Annotated in this window: 16 protein-coding genes and 2 pseudogenes; 8 read left to right on the forward strand and 10 right to left on the reverse strand. The window is 41.3% G+C overall.

The window, feature by feature from the left end; genetic code table 11:
• Window positions 1-126: 126 nt before the first annotated feature.
• From DP114_RS28195 to DP114_RS28205, 3 genes are read right to left on the reverse strand one after another with little or no spacing between them, the layout of a single operon-like run.
• Window positions 127-588, reverse strand: a complete 462-nt coding sequence (locus DP114_RS28195; RefSeq protein WP_171977697.1) for a ferredoxin — start codon at window positions 586-588, stop codon at window positions 127-129.
• Window positions 588-974 (reverse strand): DUF1257 domain-containing protein, encoded by a 387-nt coding sequence (locus DP114_RS28200; RefSeq protein ID WP_171977698.1) that lies wholly within the window; start codon window positions 972-974, stop codon window positions 588-590. Before DP114_RS28200 ends, DP114_RS28195 begins: the two co-directional genes overlap by 1 nt.
• A gap of 55 nt (window positions 975-1029) precedes the next feature.
• The gene (locus DP114_RS28205) at window positions 1030-1239 is read right to left on the reverse strand and encodes a DUF2997 domain-containing protein (protein ID WP_171977699.1); all 210 of its coding nucleotides are present in this window, start codon (window positions 1237-1239) and stop codon (window positions 1030-1032) included.
• A gap of 433 nt (window positions 1240-1672) precedes the next feature.
• Between DP114_RS28205 and bioU the strand changes: the two genes are divergently transcribed.
• Both bioU and DP114_RS28215 read left to right on the forward strand, forming a co-directional pair.
• Window positions 1673-2695 carry a (S)-8-amino-7-oxononanoate synthase BioU gene (gene bioU / locus DP114_RS28210; protein WP_171977700.1) on the forward strand — a complete coding sequence of 341 codons (1023 nt, stop codon included), beginning with the start codon at window positions 1673-1675 and terminating at the stop codon, window positions 2693-2695.
• Window positions 2696-3634: 939 nt separating this feature from the next.
• Window positions 3635-5062 carry a hypothetical protein gene (locus DP114_RS28215; RefSeq protein WP_216669944.1) on the forward strand — a complete coding sequence of 476 codons (1428 nt, stop codon included), beginning with the start codon at window positions 3635-3637 and terminating at the stop codon, window positions 5060-5062.
• A gap of 723 nt (window positions 5063-5785) precedes the next feature.
• Here the strand turns inward: DP114_RS28215 and DP114_RS28220 are convergent.
• On the reverse strand, window positions 5786-6313 hold the full coding sequence (locus tag DP114_RS28220; protein ID WP_246162852.1) for a DUF6174 domain-containing protein: 528 nt from the start codon (window positions 6311-6313) through the stop codon (window positions 5786-5788).
• 341 nt (window positions 6314-6654) lie between these two features.
• Here DP114_RS28220 and DP114_RS28225 point away from each other — a divergent pair, with 341 nt between their 5' ends.
• The 3 genes from DP114_RS28225 to DP114_RS28235 all read left to right on the forward strand — a co-directional run bounded on the left by DP114_RS28225 (window position 6655) and on the right by DP114_RS28235 (window position 10083).
• Window positions 6655-6876, forward strand: a complete 222-nt coding sequence (locus DP114_RS28225; RefSeq protein ID WP_169263350.1) for a hypothetical protein — start codon at window positions 6655-6657, stop codon at window positions 6874-6876.
• Window positions 6877-6987: 111 nt separating this feature from the next.
• Entirely contained in the window at window positions 6988-8496 is a 1509-nt protein-coding gene (locus tag DP114_RS28230; protein ID WP_171977702.1) for a VanZ family protein, read from the forward strand.
• A 453-nt stretch (window positions 8497-8949) separates the two neighbouring features.
• Window positions 8950-10083, forward strand: coding sequence for a C45 family autoproteolytic acyltransferase/hydolase (locus DP114_RS28235; protein WP_171977703.1), 1134 nt, complete (start codon window positions 8950-8952; stop codon window positions 10081-10083).
• A 319-nt stretch (window positions 10084-10402) separates the two neighbouring features.
• On the opposite strand, the gene DP114_RS28240 is transcribed toward DP114_RS28235, so the two are convergent.
• Complete coding sequence (locus DP114_RS28240; RefSeq protein ID WP_171977704.1) at window positions 10403-11050, reverse strand: TetR/AcrR family transcriptional regulator; 648 nt, start codon at window positions 11048-11050, stop codon at window positions 10403-10405.
• A 174-nt stretch (window positions 11051-11224) separates the two neighbouring features.
• Between DP114_RS28240 and DP114_RS28245 the strand changes: the two genes are divergently transcribed.
• Window positions 11225-12364 (forward strand): FAD-dependent oxidoreductase, encoded by a 1140-nt coding sequence (locus tag DP114_RS28245; protein ID WP_169263346.1) that lies wholly within the window; start codon window positions 11225-11227, stop codon window positions 12362-12364.
• A gap of 116 nt (window positions 12365-12480) precedes the next feature.
• Window positions 12481-14342, forward strand: a pseudogene (locus DP114_RS36445) (protein kinase domain-containing protein).
• Between the two features lie 66 nt (window positions 14343-14408).
• Here DP114_RS36445 and DP114_RS28260 read toward each other — a convergent pair.
• Both DP114_RS28260 and DP114_RS28265 read right to left on the reverse strand, forming a co-directional pair.
• Window positions 14409-14840: a type II toxin-antitoxin system VapC family toxin gene (locus DP114_RS28260; protein ID WP_169263345.1), complete on the reverse strand. Its 432-nt coding sequence runs from the start codon at window positions 14838-14840 to the stop codon at window positions 14409-14411.
• On the reverse strand, window positions 14837-15058 hold the full coding sequence (locus DP114_RS28265) for a hypothetical protein (protein WP_169263344.1): 222 nt from the start codon (window positions 15056-15058) through the stop codon (window positions 14837-14839). The genes DP114_RS28260 and DP114_RS28265 overlap by 4 nt, the downstream gene beginning before the upstream one ends.
• 291 nt (window positions 15059-15349) lie before the next feature.
• Here DP114_RS28265 and DP114_RS28270 point away from each other — a divergent pair.
• Window positions 15350-15676 (forward strand): annotated as a pseudogene (locus DP114_RS28270) (DUF2887 domain-containing protein); the annotation flags it as partial.
• A 131-nt stretch (window positions 15677-15807) separates the two neighbouring features.
• Here DP114_RS28270 and DP114_RS28275 read toward each other — a convergent pair.
• The 3 genes from DP114_RS28275 to sir form a co-directional block, all read right to left on the reverse strand.
• Window positions 15808-16068 (reverse strand): type II toxin-antitoxin system RelE family toxin, encoded by a 261-nt coding sequence (locus tag DP114_RS28275; RefSeq protein WP_171977705.1) that lies wholly within the window; start codon window positions 16066-16068, stop codon window positions 15808-15810.
• Window positions 16065-16313, reverse strand: coding sequence for a hypothetical protein (locus tag DP114_RS28280; RefSeq protein WP_171977706.1), 249 nt, complete (start codon window positions 16311-16313; stop codon window positions 16065-16067). Before DP114_RS28280 ends, DP114_RS28275 begins: the two co-directional genes overlap by 4 nt.
• Window positions 16314-16441: 128 nt before the next feature.
• Complete coding sequence (gene sir, locus DP114_RS28285) at window positions 16442-18469, reverse strand: sulfite reductase, ferredoxin dependent (protein WP_171977707.1); 2028 nt, start codon at window positions 18467-18469, stop codon at window positions 16442-16444.
• Window positions 18470-18613: the final 144 nt, after the last annotated feature.

Consider the following 18613-nt stretch of genomic DNA (forward strand, 5'->3'; position numbering starts at 1 on the left):
AGACTTGGCTTGGCGTTTGGTGTATCTGATCCGCAAGACATGTTGCGTCTTGTGGATCAGATACCCCATGAGTGAAAAACAGGAGGGCTGGTTTGACCAACCCTCCTATGTCATATGAAATGAATTTTAATAACGGGGTTTTTTACGGGTTAGTCTTTGCTTTTTGCGTCGCCGTTCGGCAGCAACAACTGCTCCGTCCACTTGGTATCCAATTAAGGGTATAACCTGATATTTGCGCTCTTCTTCTAAGTTTTTCAACTCGGTGTACTTCACCCAGTGGATGCAGTCTACAGGACAGGTGTCAATTGCCTCTTGAATGACCTCATGTGAATCGCCATCTTGACGTATAACACGCGATCGCCCATAATCTGGTTCAATATAAAACGTATTACGGGCGACATGGGCACAGTGTTTGCAGCCAATACAGGTAATTTCGTCTACATAAACACCTTTTTGGCGCAACACACCCCCTAATTCAGGTTCCAAACCAGAACGTTCTGGGGCGTCTCGTAAAAAACCCCCCAATTCTGGTTCAAAACCTGAACGGTGATCTTCGCTTTGTTCCGGCGACGGCAAAAAATCAGACATTACGCACTCCAGCGCTGTACAAGTAAGCGAATGGAACCATCTTCAGTTTTTTGTTGTTCAGCAACTTGAAATCCAACACGAGCAGTTTCTTTGACGACTGTATGATACGCGTATCGCTGTGTAACTTGCCGTAAGAAACCTTCTACTGATAAATTTTGTTGCCAATATTGTAAGTCAGCAACCAGTTCGTATTCTTTGCCATTCCATTTAAAGCCGATATCGTAACCATTTTCCTGCTCAATGGTAACTTCGGCATTATGAGTTTGACCGCGATAACCACGTACCTCACGTGGACCGTGCTTCCAATCTACACCTAAATCGCTCAGTGCATCCTTCAAGGAATCAACGTTACGGATTTGGGTCTTAATCTGGCTAAAGTGTGACATGGCGGTTGTGAATGAATGAACTAAACAATGAATGAACTAAACAATGAATGAAAACTTACCAATCGCTAAACGTGGTTTGCGTATTTACCACATTCGATTGCTGCACAATGGTCGCAAAATATTCTGAGCTTGGCTCGTGAGTTAGTACCTGTCCTAGCTGTGCCTCTATAGCTGCGGTAACTTCAGCGCAGGAAGCACCTATGATGCCAGTGACTTTTTCTTGTACCCTACCGTCTGGATAAATTACGAACTCTAATGTCTCCATGCTCTTTGCCAACCAAAATACTAGGCTTGGACAGTACTGCTATAGCAACTGACTACAAATGCAGCCCTCTGAAACAGCATTTTTCCTTAGCTACAAATTTGCCATTTGTTAACTAATGTTCCATCTCTCAAAATATATATCTCAGAAACTTAACAAAACTTATTACTCTTATTAGTTGTTACACCTGTTATTTGTAAGTTTCCCTTAACCATATCAATTTAGTCAAGCTAAAAATTCAACTTTTCATTTCAGTGGGTAAACGGCTAAAAACCAGCATTATTCAGAGAAAGAGGTGTAAAAACAGTGAGATTTGTTGAATACTTTTCTCATTATTCTCCGAATCATCCAATTCTCAGCTACAAAACTAGCCAAACCAGGACTCCCAACTGTTAAACGGTAGGATAAGCTGTTATCTAATTCTAAAAAGTTCATCATGAATGCAGAGCAAGTGACAGGTTCTACTCATCTCCCGAAAGCGATGCGCGTAGGAGTACTGGGGTTTGGCGGACTGGGACAAGCAGCTGCCAAAGTACTCGCCCCAAAACGTGAAATGCTTTTAGTAGCAGCGGCAGATAAACAAGGCTACGCCTACGCCGCTGATGGTTTAAACGCTCAAGAATGCATTGCAACTTATCAATCTCAAGGTTCGGTAGGTTATCTAGAACCCATTGGAACTTTAACAAATCAAAGTGTTGAGGATTTAATAGAAAAATCTTATCCTGTAGACGGGTATTTTCTGGCGTTACCCAATCTCCCCAATGATTTCATTGCCTCTGTCGCTCGCCAGTTTATCAAATCTGGATGGCGCGGGGTACTGGTGGATGCGATTAAACGCACCAGTGCTGTGGAACAACTGCTGGGAATGAAAGAAGAACTGCAAGCAGCAGGAATCACCTACATGACAGGATGTGGTGCGACACCAGGACTGTTAACAGCAGCCGCAGCTTTAGCCGCCCAAAGCTACGCCGAAATTCATCGAGTGGAAATTACTTTTGGGGTAGGAATCGCGAACTGGGAGGCTTACCGCGCCACCATCCGCGAAGATATTGCCCATATGCCGGGTTATAGTGTGGAAACTGCTAGGGCAATGACAGATGAGGAAGTAGAAGTACTTCTAGATAAAACCAATGGTGTGCTGACTTTAGAAAACATGGAACACGCTGATGATGTGATGTTAGAGTTAGCAGGAATTGTGGGGCGCGATCGCGTAACCGTTGGTGGCATAGTTGATACCCGCAATCCCAAAAAGCCCATTAGCACAAACGTTAAAATCACTGGTCGCACTTTTGAGGGTAAAATTTCCACCCACACCTTCACATTAGGGGATGAAACCAGTATGGCAGCCAACGTCTGTGGACCAGCGTTTGGTTATCTGAAAGCTGGCGTTGGATTACATCAGCGAGGTATCTATGGATTATTCACCGCTGCTGAAATTATGCCTCAGTTTGTGAGGTAGTGATTCGCTAAGTAGGTCAACTTTAAACAACGTAAGATAGAGCTATTAAGGCAGAAAGCAGGTGTGGTGAAGGATTTATTCATTTTGATTATTTTACGTTTAATTAGATTGACTTACTTATCAGCTTAAGTCTTTAATTGTTTATATTTTTTAGGCTGGGTTGAAAAATAAAACCCAGCTTATTTTTTTGACTTTGGACATTAAACAAATCTTTTGTCGTCATATCATAACTCCCAAACATCTCCATATCAAGAGCTTACCAACAAGAGGTTTAGACGGCTTCTAAACCCTTTAGCGTGGCGCTAATAGCACATCACCCACACCGTTTAGCGTGGCGCTATTTGAACGAATCTTTCATACTCACATCTTGCACCAATAAATATTGATGTTGTTTTGACACACAGTAAAAACCCTAAAATCCTTATTTTACCTATAAAAGTCAAGAAAAAGACTGTAGCTTTATTGCACTGTTTTTGACTAAACCCAGGGTTATACGGAAAAAGCTTTATTGCACTGTTTTTGACTAAACCCAGGGTTATACGGAAAGGTGCAAGATCTGAGCATACCTGCCCACTCATTGTTTAAGCCAGACGTGGAGTAGTGATGTTTTTGATAGTGACCTAGAACGGATAAAAATTTGTTCCGGAAAATCACACTTGAAACGGGAATTCATTAAAATCCCAGAGCAGACTGGAGTATCGAAAAAAATCGGAAACACTTTAGTAAAACAACAAGAAAAGTTATTTGAATTGTGGCATCGGGTTAGAGATGGAACTTTGAAGTGCTGTGAGTTTCAACTTCTAGTTCAAGAAATTCGCAATTCAATCAAGTCCTCCTTGTAAGAGGCTGCTCTAACGTCTCAAAGATGTTCAAGTCGTATATAGTTACAAACATTCCATGAAATTGAAAAGACGGAAAATACTCTATTTGCTGACTAGTATGTTTACATTAGTCGGTTTCAAAAATAGTATCCAGCGAGCTCAGGCACAGTCTAGCTCAGTGGTCGGTGTTAATAAAAATTTACTTGCCGCTTTGGATTTAGAACCAGACAATACAACCTATTCCGAAGTCATCGATTACAGTTTGAATGGTAGAGATCAACTACAGAAAAGTTCTGCTCAAAAAGTTGTACTCGACAACTTGGGAACAAACTCTAAAAACAATCCAGAACAAATTTATCAAGCATTTCTTCAGGCTACGGCAGGTGGTGTTGAAGACAAACCAGTGCTTATGTATCAAGGTATTAATACCTCACCATACTCTGAACAAATTAAGGATTACCCCACTCGTTTAATGCAGAGACCTAATGGTAAAAATCTAGTTAGCGGAACTCAAGTTAATGCTACATTTAGTCCTTATCCAGCAATAGGAAAAGTTCCTAACATTAATGAGCAAGGTCTAACTTTTCTTCATGAAGATATTAAAGAAGCCTGTGTTTGCATTGGTAATTTCGATAATCAACGAAAGTTCCAGACTAAATGGTTGGGGAGAAATGCACTTGCGTGCGATGAATTTTGGAGTAGTACTAAAATAATTGCGTTGCTTAATCTTGTTTCTCGCATCAACAGAAAAAATCCGGAAGTAGATTTTGACTCTTATAGTGTTAGAGGTATAGACACATCCGGGAATCAAAATAGTTTTCGCTTCCAAGATTTAGCTAGGGATATGGTCAGCTATGAACATAAAATCGCGACCTCAAATTCCTTGGGTGCAATGTTCAAGAGATTTTCTCTCCCACTGGATTTAGAGAAGTGGCTTAAACTCATCACAGGTAATCAGGACTTGATATTTCGCGGTACATACGGGAAAAAACCTTTTATCGAAGAACCAGAGTTAGTTGAGACCACTACAAACAAGGTGATTTTGAATGCCGATCAACAGCTTCCTAGATGGCAGTGTAACGTGGTATCTGCCTATGATTTAACAAGGATAGTATCCATGTTGGGTTGGCATAATTACATCCCAAGGCAATCGCGCATACCACATGCAAATTGGGAAAGTCTTACAACTGTCATTACCGCGATGGGAGCAGATTCAGCTCGTTTAACTGATTTAGCCATTCAAGTATTGGGTTTACAAAATGACCTTGAATCTGTTGCGATTATCTCAAAACTCGGCAATGGGAATACTTCTACTAGGGAGAGAACTGAAGCTGTCTACCTTGCACTCGTACATTTTGTAGATAGTCGTCCAAAAGCATTAGGAAAGCCAGCCAAACTGTTCACATTTACTATGGCTTTACGAGGAGGAAAGGCGCTTCAACCAAGAGACCCCAACCGAGAAGTGGTAGAACTTGATGCCAGGATGGCAACGGAAGTTACCGAGATTGTGCGGAGAGTATTGGCATTGGAATTAGATCTTGTGTAGTCCATAAAATTTTGAGAGTTTTCACAAGGGTTATAGCCTATGAAAAGTGCTCGAAAAACCCGACAGGTTAAGTTTTTCGAGCAAAATCGAGCAAATAATTATTAACAATTAATATTATTAAATGTCTTTTTCAGATTAAGATAATTGTTTATAGATTGACCTTGCCTACTAAGGGTATAATTGATATCCTTCCAATACACCGCAAAAGCCTCCCGAATTGCTTCTTCTTGGACATTAGGCGAATTTAGAAATTTTAATTTGCTATCAATACCTTTCTTTTGAGTCCATCTACCTCGCCAGTAATTCTTGTCAGCACCATATCCATAATAAATACTCGCTTTGTAGTAGCCAAGACGAATCAGGAGGATTTCTCCAAATTGGTACTTACCGATGAATGAAAGTGGATTTTCAAATTGTACTGCTTTGGATCTCCTTATAATAGACCTGTTTCACGAACTCCAAGTACTTCCAACATATCTTGGAAAGTTCCCTTGCTCTTATCAGATTGCTTTTTTTGAGAAATAACAACTCCCATCTCAGGTGTAAGCGACTTAAAGTTTTCTCCCATCAATAAGGAGTTTTTGTGATAACTTAGACTCAAGAAATTGCCATCACTAGAAAGTAGTTGACAGATTATAAGCATTGTATAGTAGATGATTTTTGCAGCGCGATTTGGATTCCCAGGTTTCACCTGGGAACGAGTCTAAGGCGGAATAAACACTATTAGTAAGTCTGTTGTAGATTCTCAATTGTCAGATATTCTTCTTCATCAGCTATTTGACTCTTGTAATCAATGTTAATTTGAGTTGGGTAGCCGAGTGTAGAATTATACTTGACATCCAAGCTATCTGCTTTCTTGGCGATCGCATCCCTGATGACATCAAAAAGCCTGGGAACTGTATCATATTTTTGGAAGAATTCTGGATTAACTGGTTGACCAGTGGCAACAGAAGTCACAGAAGTTGTTCTGCCGTTACGCACTTCAATGATCACTGGTCCTCTTGCTTCGGCTGTGCAGAAGCAACTCCGGCTAAATGTATACCGATAGTTCGAAATATTTTGCCGATTCCACAAACGCTGATTAGTTTTTAATTGCTGTGAATCATTTTGACTTCTGGCTGATGATTGTGCTACGACTATAGGGGATTTCGATATTACTGGTGTGTGCAAACTTAGAGACATCACTAATCCTGCACCAATAACAATCGGCAAGCGTATAGGCATTGATTTCATATTCAAGATTCTAAGCATTTAGCAAACTCCTGGGAATTTTTTCGCTCTCGCCTCATTTTGCGAAATACTTACCACAATACGGTATAACTAGTTTCTTTGTCAAGTTGCCTTCACAGATCTTAGGTAAGTGAGTTAAATAGCCTTTCCTTAAGCTTTTAAAGTATAAAACTTACTCAGTATAAATGATTGGTACGAGATGCTTTGAAATCTGGAAAAACCTGATCTCCTAATGTAGTTAGTATATAGGACTCGTATTTGATTTTTGACGAAGCTAGGTACACTTTCTGTTCCCTGTTCTCTGTTCCCTGTTCCCTGTTCTCTGTTCTCTGTTCCCTACTTCTACTTTGTCAATTCACCCTATGGCTAACGCCACGCCTTACGGCTATCGGGTGTGCGCAGAGCGCACGCCTTACGGCGAACGCCAGATGCCTACGGAGGGAAACCCTCCTGCAGCACTGGTCTCACCAAAAAAAACCGGATTCCTATATATGAATTTTACAAAAACCTATTTTTATGACGTTTTTCTAAAAATTTATAAAAAAAATACATTTGTTTACACACCTACTTTTACAAATAAATAACATGAATAAAAGTGTTTATTAACAAACATGTTTTTGACTCTTATTTAAGCGTCTACCAGTCATCAGCAGTTCAATTATCGATTCCTAAAAAAACAAAGAACGTGGAGTATTATGAACAGACGCAAAATTGTTAGCCTCCTTTCTAATAAATTGGGTATTCCAGGAGATGTAATTCTGATAACTTTGAGCGTTATCATAGTGTTAATAGCTACACTTTACCCGTTTAATTTTCATTTTCCAAAAAGTTTTTCGCTACCAGCCCTTGTTGCCAGTTTTGATAACACCAGTTTTTTTAAAGACCAGGTAAACAATATTTTACTATTTGCGCCTTTCGGTTTCGGTTTGGCTAGTCTGTTACAGAGAAGGAAGATGAAGCCAATCAATCAATTTATAATAGTGATACTTCTGAGTGCTGGCTTATCATCAACAGTTGAAGCTCTGCAAGTGTTTCTCCCTTCTAGAACACCGACTCCTGCTGATATTTGTAACAATACTATAGGTGGATTAGTGGGTCTAATCTGCTTTTGTCTGTGGAATTTGGAAAGCTTTATCTACACCTTAATACGTTTAGAAAATAGTAGAAAGAAGAATTCTATTAAAAAACTTACTGTATTCTTTATTGGATACATACTTGTATCATTTCTTTTTTCTGTTCTCTGGCAGAATACAACTAATCTGAGTAATTGGTCTTTGAACTATCCACTCTTGATTGGCAATGAGAGAACAGGTGATAGACCTTGGCAGGGACAGGTTTCAGATGTTTATATTGCTGATAAAGCCATTTCTAAGCATGAAGTATCAGAACTTTTTAGTCAAAAGAATTACAGTGAAATTTTTGGTAAGTCTTTGCTAGCTTCCTATTCATTGAGTGGAACAGAAACTTATCAGGATCGTACTGGTCAACTCCCCGAACTATTATCCCAAGGTCAGTCACCAGATGTCAAAGATGAAAAAGGTGTTGTTTTAAGTTCCAACCATTGGCTGAAAACAACAGAACCTGTAAGTTTATTGAGTAAAAGCATACGTGAAACTTCTCAATTTACAATAATTACTACCGTTGCTACTGCTGATACCGCTCAGGTTGGACCTGCACGCATCATCTCACTTTCAGGTGATTCTCTTCATCGCAATTTTACACTAGGACAGCAGGGAACTGACTTAGACTTGCGAATACGAACACCAATGACTGGAGCAAACGGGGCTGATACAAAATTAACGATTCCTAATGTTTTTGCAGATACTAATTCTCATCATATAATCATCACTTATTCTGGAGCGACTGTTCAAGTTTATATAGATAAATCAAATTCTTATTCTTTGAATCTCTTGGAATGGTTTCCGAAAGAGCAGAAATTATTTTATTATGCACTAACTTTTATCCCTTTAGGGCTTTGCTTAGCGCTCTTAACGACTTTAGCGAAAAGAAAGTTAACTTTTAATAGGTTATTGCTTCCGAGTGGGATATTATTACCCTCTGTGATACTGGAAAGTATTTTGGTAACTGACGGCGGTAAAAGTCTCAGCCTAAAAGGTCTGTTGCTTGGTATATTATTAACAGCCGGGACAACACTGATATTAAGATGGCGAGCTTCGATGGTGCTTAAAACAGTGAACAGTTAACAGTTAACAGTTAACAAAAGCAAAAACACCTGGCGAATAGAATTCGCGGCTATACAGACAAAGCCTGCCTCCGCAGGCTAGATGTATTAGTCCGCGCAGGCGGTGAGACAGCGCTGCAGGAGGGTTTCCCGACCTAGGCGACTGCGTAAGCGCAAAGCGTACGCCAAGGGCGAACGCGTAGCGTCTCCGCAGGAGATACCCGAAGGGACTTGGTTTGTATAGCCGAGCCACTGCGTTGGACGGGTTTCCCGGCTTGTAGACGCCGGAGGCGGCTTCCCGCAGGGTAGCACCTGGCGTCCAGACTTCCAGTCTGAGGGGAATTTACATATTTGGGATGCTCCCTCCGTATTTTCTGTTGTAACTGGTAACTGGTAACTGATAACTGATAACTGGTAACTGGTAACTGATAACTCTGTCCTGTTATACAAACTAATGTAGTGGGAGACGACTGTTGTGTCACCTCACCCTGATATAAGTCAAAATTCAATTGTTGAATTACTTACCGCTCAAGGCTTAAAGATTGTTCCCCCAAATCTTATTGAAGAACATCCAACAGCAAAATTACCCTTAGTTCGTTTAACAGGTTCTCCAGAAGAGATCGGAGCAGAACATGGTACTAAGCTTAGTCACCGCATTGAAAAAGCTTTTGAACTTTACAGAGCAAAACTTTTTGCCCAATGGACTGATGCTTCGCTCAAGGCGACTTCGTTAGCATTTTTTGAGCGGATTCAAGAATTTTCACAGGAGTATGCTGTTGAACTAGAGGCGATAGCATCTCACGCAGGGCGACAACTTTGGGAAGTCGTCATGCTCATGTCCCGAACCGAAATACTTCGCTCTAGTGCACCTAATGAATGTACCTCTATCTACTTCAAACAGAGTCGTATTCTCGGGCAAAATTGGGATTGGGTAGAAGAGTTTGAAAACTTAGCTGTCATTTTTGATGTAACACGACAGGATGGTTTCCGCTTTGTTGCTTTAGGAGAGCCAGGTTTTGTCAAAATCGGCTTCAATACTGCGGGTATTGGAGTTTGTCTCAACATTCTTAAATGTCGAGCAAGTACAGGAGGAATTCCTGTACATATACTTTTGCGAAAAGTTTTAGATTCTACCTCACTCAATCAAGCGTATCATGCAATCATTGCTGCTGAGCGAGCAACGATGAGTAACATTCTGATCGCTGATGATTTAGGTAGGTATGTGAATCTTGAACTTGCTGGGAACGAATTATTTACTCTCAATGAAAACGAAGTTGAAGTGAATAATGTTGTTGTTCACACGAATGGATTTCTCACTTCAAAAAGAGAAAAGATTGACTTCCCAGAAGAAACTGAAAGTTCAGCTGCGCGAATTGTCCGAGCAAAGTCTCTTACGTCCACTCAATCGGGACGATATGAAGCTGATATGTTAAAAATTCTTCTTGATCAAGAAGGAAACTTACCAATATGTCGCCAGTCAGAGAGAAATATCTTTGATGGACTCACCTATGGAACTGTATCAACGGTTGTTATGAATTTGAGGGAAAGAAAACTGATTTTCTCACAAGGTAATCCTCGTAATGGAATGTTTTCTTGTGTCTCTATTTAGGAACATCCAATTTTGCCAAAACACCCAAGGGCAATTCTAATGAGCTTTGAGAATACCTTGAGCTTTACAAGCGAAGCAAAATAATGATTTGATATAATCTCCGGTAAAATACTTGTGATATGTCATTGCGAGTGGAACGAAGTGGAGCGTAAGCGCAAAGCGCAGGCTAAGAGCGAACGCGCAGCGTGTCCCCTTGAGACTCAGCAATCACAGGGGTTTGAGATTGCCACGCTACGCTACCGCTCCGCTCGCAATGACAAGTGATCATCCGGACTTGATATGACAGGTTATCCTGAATAACGATTTGTTCTGCTGCTTTTCAGGCTTTTCGCACGCCAGCCAAAATCAACGCGATCGCCTCTTGAGAATGTTGTCCTAACATTGCTTTACTCAAAAGCCTCTTGCCTTGAGGATAATGCTGAATATTTCCAATGCCAATAAAGTAGAATAAGCAAGTTCCCATAATGTTAATGGCTGATTGGAAAGGATCGAGTTTACGAAACGCACCTGTGGTGACTCCTCGTTCTAAAATTTCGACTAATACTTTGTCAATATTAAGAGAACTACTGCGTTTGTAATATTGCCCTTGGTTTTGCACTGCTTCGTGAAACATAATCATCGGTAACTTTGGATTGCGCGATACACAATCAAGCAATGCTGTGAGAAATGTCTCCAAGGCAGCTTCAGGAGAAAGATGATCTAAATCTAATTGAAGACTTGTTTGCACAAGATCTGAGTGCGATCGCTCCAACACCGCCTGATACAAGCCTTCCTTGTCCTTAAAATAGTAATAAATCATTGACTTTGCCACACCCGTTTTAGCGGCAATTGCTTCTGTCCTAGCGGCGGTGAAACCATGCTGAGCAAATTCCTCTTGGGCTGCTGCCAAAATCACAGCTTGAGTTGCCTCGGCATCTCGGACTTGTTTAGTATTCAAAGACTTTGCAGCTTTTGTTTGACGTGCCACGGTTTTTAGTTCGTCATTAGTTCGTCAACAGAGTTGTCAGTTAGTATAGCCTGTATTGCTTTTGCCGAGTTCATTATAAGCTTTTATCGACCAAAAAGTCAGTTGACAAGAGAGCCAAAAATCTGTTCTGATAGAAATTAGTCAACTGACAAGTCGGTCGATTAGACAAGAAAAATGCAAACACCAAAGAAAATCATCATTATCGGCGGCGGAATTGGCGGTGCTGCGACTGCACTTGCTCTACATAGAGTTGGTTTTGAACCAGTTATCTATGAGCGAACAAAGGAGTTACGGGAGGTAGGGGCTGGTATTGCACTTTGGGCAAATGCGACACACATCCTGAAAAATTTAGGCTTGTTGGAGGAGGCGCTGCGCCTTGGCTATCTGACAACAAACTATCAATTCAATTCCCAAAGCGGCAAGGAGTTGGTTAATATACCCATTGATACCTTTGAGTTGCCTGTTATTGGCATCCATAGGGCTGAATTACATCAGCTATTTTGGCGTAATGTACCGCATGAAAAATTTGTTTTAGGACAAACTTTCCTTGGATTTGAGCAAGAAAGAGAGAAAGTTCACGCTTACTTCAGTTCTGGCTTAACAGTCGAAGGGGATGCTTTGATTGGGGCTGATGGTTTGCGATCGCGCGTACGAACCGCCCTCCTCGGTGAGCAACCACCCATCTATCGCAACTTTAAGACTTGGCGTGGTTTAACAGATTACGTTCCTAGAGGATATCGTCCCGGCTACATTCAGGAATTCTTGGGGCGTGGCAAAGGCTTCGGTTTCATGATGCTGGGCAAGGGACGGATGTATTGGTATGGAGCAGCAACTGCACCCTTAGCACAGCCGGATGCCCCAATTGGTCGTAAAAAAGAGCTTGAAACCATGTTTCAAGATTGGTTTGCGTCGGTTCCTGAGTTAATTACAACGACGGATGAAGCCAATATTCTGACAACAAATTTGTATGATCGTGCCCCGACTCAATCTTGGAGCAAGCAGAATATTACACTGTTAGGTGATGCTGCACATCCAATGCTACCAACTATGGGACAGGGAGCATGTACAGCATTAGAAGATGCTTTTGTAGTCGCTAAGTGTCTGAAAGAGCAAGCAAATCCGACAGCTGCTTTCCAACAGTATGAGTCCTTGCGGTTTCCTCGCACGAAGTTAATCGTTGAACAATCCTTGCGGTCAGGGAAAATGGGTGAATTAGATCATCCTTTTGGTGTGGCATTACGAAACACATTTATGAAGTTCATGGGTTCAACTATCAGCAACAACTTCAAGTCGCTTCATGCTTACAGAGCTTAATTATAAACAGATGACATTTCAAAAAGCACTCATCAACCACTTGATGTTAAAAGTTATTTACTTAAAAATCTTGGTAAATAGTAGATAATACATTTATCTGTCAGTGGATGCAGGTCATGTTCTGTTGCCTCAATCCAACTTGCGACAACCCGCCGAATCCTGATGGCACAATGTTTTGCTCTAACTGCGGTACAGGGCTAGTAGTGCTAAGAAACCGCTATCGCCCAATTAAATCATTAGGTGGTGGGGGATTTGGTAAAACTTATTTGGCAGAAGATACTGATAAACTCAATGAGCATTGTGTTATCAAGCAATTTGCACCGCAAGTCCAGGAAACAGGCGCACTAAACAAAGCCACAGAACTATTTGAGCAACAAGCAAAGCGACTGCAACAGTTAGGAAAACATCTCAAAATTCCCGCACTGTTGGCGTATTTTGAGCAAGATAATCGCCTGTATTTAGTGCAGGAGTTTATCGACGGGCAGAATTTATTAGTTGAATTACAACAGCAGGGAATTTTCAACGAGCAAAAAGTCAGAGAATTATTGCTTGATTTGTTAGATATTCTCAAAACAGTTCATCAATACAAAGTCATTCACCGCGATATCAAGCCAGAGAATATCATTCGTCGCAAGTTACAACTCAAATCTATGGCTATGTTCGTTATAGCTTATTTCCAACTAATCCCATATCTGTAATTGCTAGCAAAGATAGCGATGTTTTCTTAAAAAGAACCCTCACAGGGCATTCTGGTGGGGTTTATTCCGTCGCGATTAGTCCAGATAGTAATACCCTTGCCAGTGGGAGTAAAGACAAAACCATCAAACTGTGGAATCTCGCAACAGCAGAGCAAATCCGCACCCTCACCAGGCATTCCGATGAAGTTAATTCCATCGCCATCAGCCCAGATGGCAAAACCCTTGCCAGTGGTAGTTATGACAAGACCATCAAACTCTGGAATCTGGCAACAGCAGAGCAAATCCGCACTCTCACTGGGCATTCTAACTATGTTATGTCCCTCGCCATCAGCCCAGATGGCAAAACCCTTGTCAGTGGTAGTGATGACAAAACCATCAAACTGTGGAATTTGGCAACAGCAGAGCAAATTCGTACTCTCATTGGGCATTCTAACGATGTTATGTCCGTCGCCATCAGCCCAGATGGCAAAACCCTTGCCAGTGGTAGTGCTGACAGTACCATCAAACTGTGGAATCTGGCAACGGGAGAGCAAATCCGTACTTTCACAGGGCATTCTGGCTCGGTTGATTCCGTCGTCTTTAGCCCAGATGGCAAAACCCTTGTTAGTGGTAGTGTTGACAGTACCATCAAACTGTGGAATCTGGCAACGGGAGAGCAAATCCGTACTTTCACAGGGCATTCTGGCTCGGTTGATTCCGTCGTCTTTAGCCCAGATGGCAAAACCCTTGTTAGTGGTAGTGTTGACAGTACCATCAAACTGTGGAATCTGGCAACGGGAGAGCAAATCCGTACTTTCACAGGGCATTCTGGCTCGGTTGATTCCGTCGTCTTTAGCCCAGATGGCAAAACCCTTGTTAGTGGTAGTGTTGACAGTACCATCAAACTGTGGAATCTGGCAACGGGAGAGCAAATCCGTACTTTCACAGGGCATTCTGGCTCGGTTGATTCCGTCGTCTTTAGCCCAGATGGCAAAACCCTTGTTAGTGGTAGTGTTGACAGTACCATCAAACTGTGGAATCTGGCAACGGGAGAGCAAATCCGTACTTTCACAGGGCATTCTGGCTCGGTTGATTCCGTCGTCTTTAGCCCAGATGGCAAAACCCTTGTTAGTGGTAGTGTTGACAGTACCATCAAACTGTGGAATCTGGCAACGGGAGAGCAAATCCGTACTTTCACAGGGCATTCTGGCTCGGTTGATTCCGTCGTCTTTAGCCCAGATGGCAAAACCCTTGTTAGTGGTAGTTTTGACAAGACCATCAAAATTTGGCGGCTACGGTAGTCAGTGCTGAGTTAGGAGTTTTGAATATTTAGCTAGATTAGGATTTCTATAGCAATTGACAATGTTTTAATCTCGTGTTTCTTCAAAAGGATTAAAAACCACAATCTCTATCCCATCAAAATCTTTTTCATTACGAGTCACTAAAGTATAGTTATAATATTTTGTTGTAGCAGCAATAAGGGAATCTAAAGGAGGTAACTTTCGCCCCTTTTTCTCTAACTCTCCTACCAACTCACCCCATAACAATATTACGGATAAGTCTAAGGGTAAAATTCTCTCCTCGAACTGCACAAGTAATTCATTCTCAAACCAATCTTGAATATTCTTTTTTCGCAATGATTCAGGTAGTTTTTCAATTCCCTTTCTAATTTCACCAATGGTGATTACACTCAAAAAAGTTCGTTTTGCATCTACACCTTTAAGCCACCCGATTACCTTTTGGTTTGGCTGGACAGATATTAATTCAGAAATAATATTTGTATCTAAAATATAGTTCATAATTCTACTTGGCGGTTGTCAATATCTCTTTGACGTTCTAAATCTATATCCACACCAACTAGAGGAGAGTTTTGAAAGAATTCAACTAAATTTTTTGATTCGATTGTGAGGTATTGATTTTCTATTTCTCTAGTCAAATAATAGATTAATTGTATCTTTTCTTCTCGGCTTAAATTATCAATCTCTTTTAATAACATTTTCACGGATAAATTGCTCATTTTAATATTCCTGTTAAAAAAAACCAGATTATTAATTTACCGCTAATTATAGCATTGCCAATTGGGATATATAATGAATAGTAAGGTAATAGTGTTTTAGAAATTAATTTCAGCGATATTAAAGTATGAGTAGAGAATTAGCGTCAGTCAAGATTATCTAGAGCTATAGCAAGCGATAAGTCAGAGGCTTGACGCAGAGTGTATCGCACAGCTAATCAATAAAAGTTACCAAGAACACAGGACTATTGATCCTGATTATTCTTTTCTTGCTGGACTCTTTTGGCGATCACTTCCTCCATTAGCACCGCTAGGGAATTAATCAACCATATCCAGCAATCAGTAAATTTGCAACTGCCACAAAAACAATTACTAGAATTAATAGAAACAATCTTAGTTTATAAATTTCCTAAAATGAGTAGAGAGGAGATAGAAGCAATGTTTGGCTTAAGCGATTTAAAGCAAACGCGGGTTTACCAAGAAGGACGTTTAGAAGCAAAATTAGAAGCTGTACCTAAGCTTTTAGCATTGGGCTTAACTGTGGAACAAGTAGCACAGGCTTTAGATTTAGATGTTGCACAAGTCCAGCCAGCAGAACAGCGAACGCAATCAAAGGAATAGTAATACCAGTTCTCTGTAAACTTGCACTTAATACTTACTCTTTAATTCTTGGCGTTCTTGGCGTCTTGGCGGTTCGTTTAATAAATATTAAGTGCATCTTCATGGAGAATTGGTATAAGGTAATTTTCAAATTATTTTCTATAAACATCTTTCCGATGCTTGCACTGTAAAAGTTGCACGAGTTGACTTTCATCATCAATCTCATAACGAACTCTATAATCACCAACCCGGATACGATACTCGTTATCAGAGCCTTTTAATTTGACAACTCCATCGGGACGCGGTTCCTCTGCAAGATTTTGGATTTTCTCAACAACACGCTCTATAACATCATTTGGCAAGTCGTCAATCTGCTTTTGTACCGACTTTGAAATAATGATAGTGTAGCTCATGATGCTTGATTTGAGCGGTTAGCAAGATATTCATCCATAGTCGTGTACTCACCAACTGCATACTCAGCACGAACTGCTTGAATTTCTGCCTGTGTTTGTCCATCATCTTCGTACAGCGCTTCTTCGGCTTCAAAAATTTGTTGCTCAATTATCTCTTGAAGTTGACGTTTTTCTTCTAAATTCAGAGAAGATATCACTTCTGCTAAAGCTTCCAAGGAGAGTTGTAGTTTAACAATGGCTGGCATTTTTCTCCAATTGGTTTTGTTGTTTTTCGTATTCTTAGACTATGAGGTTCGCCTCATACTCTGTGTTGGGTACAATACAAGTCGATAGTAGGGGCACAGCATACTATGCCCCTACCTCATGCTATGCACTACAGATTCTTCAAATAATCCAAAAGCGCCTCATTCACCAAATTAGTCATCGCCTTGCCTTGACGCTGAGAGATTTCCTTCAATCTGTCGTAAACCTCATCCTGCAGGGTAACGCGATGACGGTTTTTGCTTGTCGCAGTTGTTGTGTTAGCGATCGCCACTTCCTGACGATCGCTCTCTTCTGTAATTGGTGCAGTCGTAGAATCTGCCATTGCCTCAACTAAACCATCACCATCGTCTGTGATTTCTGGTGATGCAACAGTTTGAGATTCGTAGTTAGCAGCAAACTCGCGGATAGCATCAAAACCCATGCGATCGCAAAAATCACCGAATGTTTCTTCTGTCTGGCGCTGCTGTTTGAAGTAAACAAAAATCGGTTCTAGCTGGGTTTCTATATCATTATCGTGCAGCCGTTCCATGTAAGGTAACGCCAGCCGTGTTTGATTTGGCGAACCTCCCAGCCAAACTTGGTAAGATTCAGGTGCGCTACCCACAAAGCCAAGTTCCGCCATGTAAGGACGAGCACAACCGTTGGGACAACCTGTCATCCTTACCACAAAATGCTCGTTTGGTAAACCTGTTTTATCCAAAAGCGCACGAATCCGTTCTAAAATTCCTGGAATTGCCCGTTCTGATTCAGTGATAGCCAAACCGCAAGTGGGCAAAGCTGGACAAGCCATAGCATACCGTACAAGGGAGTCAATTTTTTCTGGTTCAAAAATCACTCCGTGACTGCTAAGAATCTTTTGAATCGCTTGCTTGTTCTTTGGTTCGATATCGTAGAGGACGAGGTTTTGGTGGGGTGTTAGGCGGATGGGCAAGTTATACTTTTCAACAATTTCCCGCAAAGCGGTTTTGAGTTGGAAGTCGCCTTCATCCTTAATTCGACCGTTGTCGATGGAAATACCTAAGAACAGCTTACCGTCGCCTTGTTCATTCCAACCGAGGAAGTCATGATATTTAAACTCTGGCAGTTTTTTAAAGGGTGCGAGTGACTTACCAAAGTATTCCTCAACTTGGGAACGGAACTTATCAACGCCCCAATCGTGGATGAGATATTTTAACCTGGCATGACGGCGGTCAGTGCGATCGCCATAATCTCTTTGAGTCGCAACAATCGCTTTGACGAGATCGTAAACGTCATTCTTATCTACATAACAAATTGGATCTGCTATTCTGGCAAAGGTTTCTTCTTTATTATGTGTTCGTCCTAAACCACCGCCAGCAAAAACGTCAAATCCCTCTAACTCTTCCTTGTCATTGGTTATGACTACCAAAGTCAGGTCTTGACTATACAAATCAATCGAATTATCTCCTGGAACCGTCACACAAGCTTTGAACTTGCGCGGCATATAATAAGTTCCGTAAAGAGGTTCTTCTTTGTCGTGAAAGATTGTGCCAGTACCATTTTTCTCTCGCGCCGCCTTCACCTCTGGGTTTTCCTCAGCGCTAATTGCCATTTCCCCATCTAGCCAAATTTCGTAGTAAGCGCCTGTTTGGGGTGTTAGCAAGCTGGCAATATTGTCAGCATATTCCCAAGCATATTGATACTCAGGCTTATTTTTGAAAGGTGCTGGAGGTGCCATAACGTTGCGGTTCACGTCGCCGCAAGCGCCCAGCGTTGAACCCATGTTTTTGATAATAGCTGCAAATGCTGCCTTAAGATTTTTCTTTAAAATCCCATGCATCTGAAACCCTTGACGAGTGGTTACTCGTAAGGTGTTGCTACCATATTCATCTGCCAGCTTGTCTAAAGTCAGAAACAGCTGTGGCGGGACAAACCCACCCGGATTTCTCGTCCGCAGCATGAATTGGTAGTCTTTTTCCTGTCCCTTGACCCGATTATCACGGTTATCTTGTTGGTAGGAACCATGAAACTTTAGTATTTGTATAGCATCTTCACTAAAGTGAGTTGTATCTTGAAGTATTTCGGTTGCTACAGGTTCACGCAAAGAATTGCTGCGTTCCTTGATTGCTTCTACTTTGGAGGGCTTACGGCTTGTGGTCGGAGGAGCAGATTTAACCATTAGAGTGGATCGGAGTTTTTTCAAAAAATGATCACAATGTGCCGTAAAGTACTTGAGAAGCACCCTTTCGGCTGATTTTTTTCCGATAATCCGGTCGGAATTAAGAGAAATACGATGATCTTAACACGCCGAAAAGCCGGGTTT

Origin of the sequence: Brasilonema sennae CENA114, assembly GCF_006968745.1 — a bacterium.
GTDB classification, from domain to species: Bacteria; Cyanobacteriota; Cyanobacteriia; order Cyanobacteriales; family Nostocaceae; genus Brasilonema; species Brasilonema sennae.

Excerpts from the sequence above, each read along its gene's own strand:
- DP114_RS28195 (WP_171977697.1), bottom strand. The coding sequence starts at position 588 with ATGTCTGATTTTTTGCCGTCGCCGGAACAAAGCGAAGATCACCGTTCA.
- DP114_RS28200 (WP_171977698.1), bottom strand. The coding sequence starts at position 974 with ATGTCACACTTTAGCCAGATTAAGACCCAAATCCGTAACGTTGATTCC.
- DP114_RS28205 (WP_171977699.1), bottom strand. The coding sequence starts at position 1,239 with ATGGAGACATTAGAGTTCGTAATTTATCCAGACGGTAGGGTACAAGAA.
- bioU (WP_171977700.1), top strand. The coding sequence starts at position 1,673 with ATGAATGCAGAGCAAGTGACAGGTTCTACTCATCTCCCGAAAGCGATG.
- DP114_RS28215 (WP_216669944.1), top strand. The coding sequence starts at position 3,635 with ATGTTTACATTAGTCGGTTTCAAAAATAGTATCCAGCGAGCTCAGGCA.
- DP114_RS28220 (WP_246162852.1), bottom strand. The coding sequence starts at position 6,313 with ATGCTTAGAATCTTGAATATGAAATCAATGCCTATACGCTTGCCGATT.
- DP114_RS28225 (WP_169263350.1), top strand. The coding sequence starts at position 6,655 with ATGGCTAACGCCACGCCTTACGGCTATCGGGTGTGCGCAGAGCGCACG.
- DP114_RS28230 (WP_171977702.1), top strand. The coding sequence starts at position 6,988 with ATGAACAGACGCAAAATTGTTAGCCTCCTTTCTAATAAATTGGGTATT.
- DP114_RS28245 (WP_169263346.1), top strand. The coding sequence starts at position 11,225 with ATGCAAACACCAAAGAAAATCATCATTATCGGCGGCGGAATTGGCGGT.
- DP114_RS28260 (WP_169263345.1), bottom strand. The coding sequence starts at position 14,840 with ATGAACTATATTTTAGATACAAATATTATTTCTGAATTAATATCTGTC.
- DP114_RS28265 (WP_169263344.1), bottom strand. The coding sequence starts at position 15,058 with ATGAGCAATTTATCCGTGAAAATGTTATTAAAAGAGATTGATAATTTA.
- DP114_RS28275 (WP_171977705.1), bottom strand. The coding sequence starts at position 16,068 with ATGAGCTACACTATCATTATTTCAAAGTCGGTACAAAAGCAGATTGAC.
- DP114_RS28280 (WP_171977706.1), bottom strand. The coding sequence starts at position 16,313 with ATGCCAGCCATTGTTAAACTACAACTCTCCTTGGAAGCTTTAGCAGAA.
- sir (WP_171977707.1), bottom strand. The coding sequence starts at position 18,469 with ATGGTTAAATCTGCTCCTCCGACCACAAGCCGTAAGCCCTCCAAAGTA.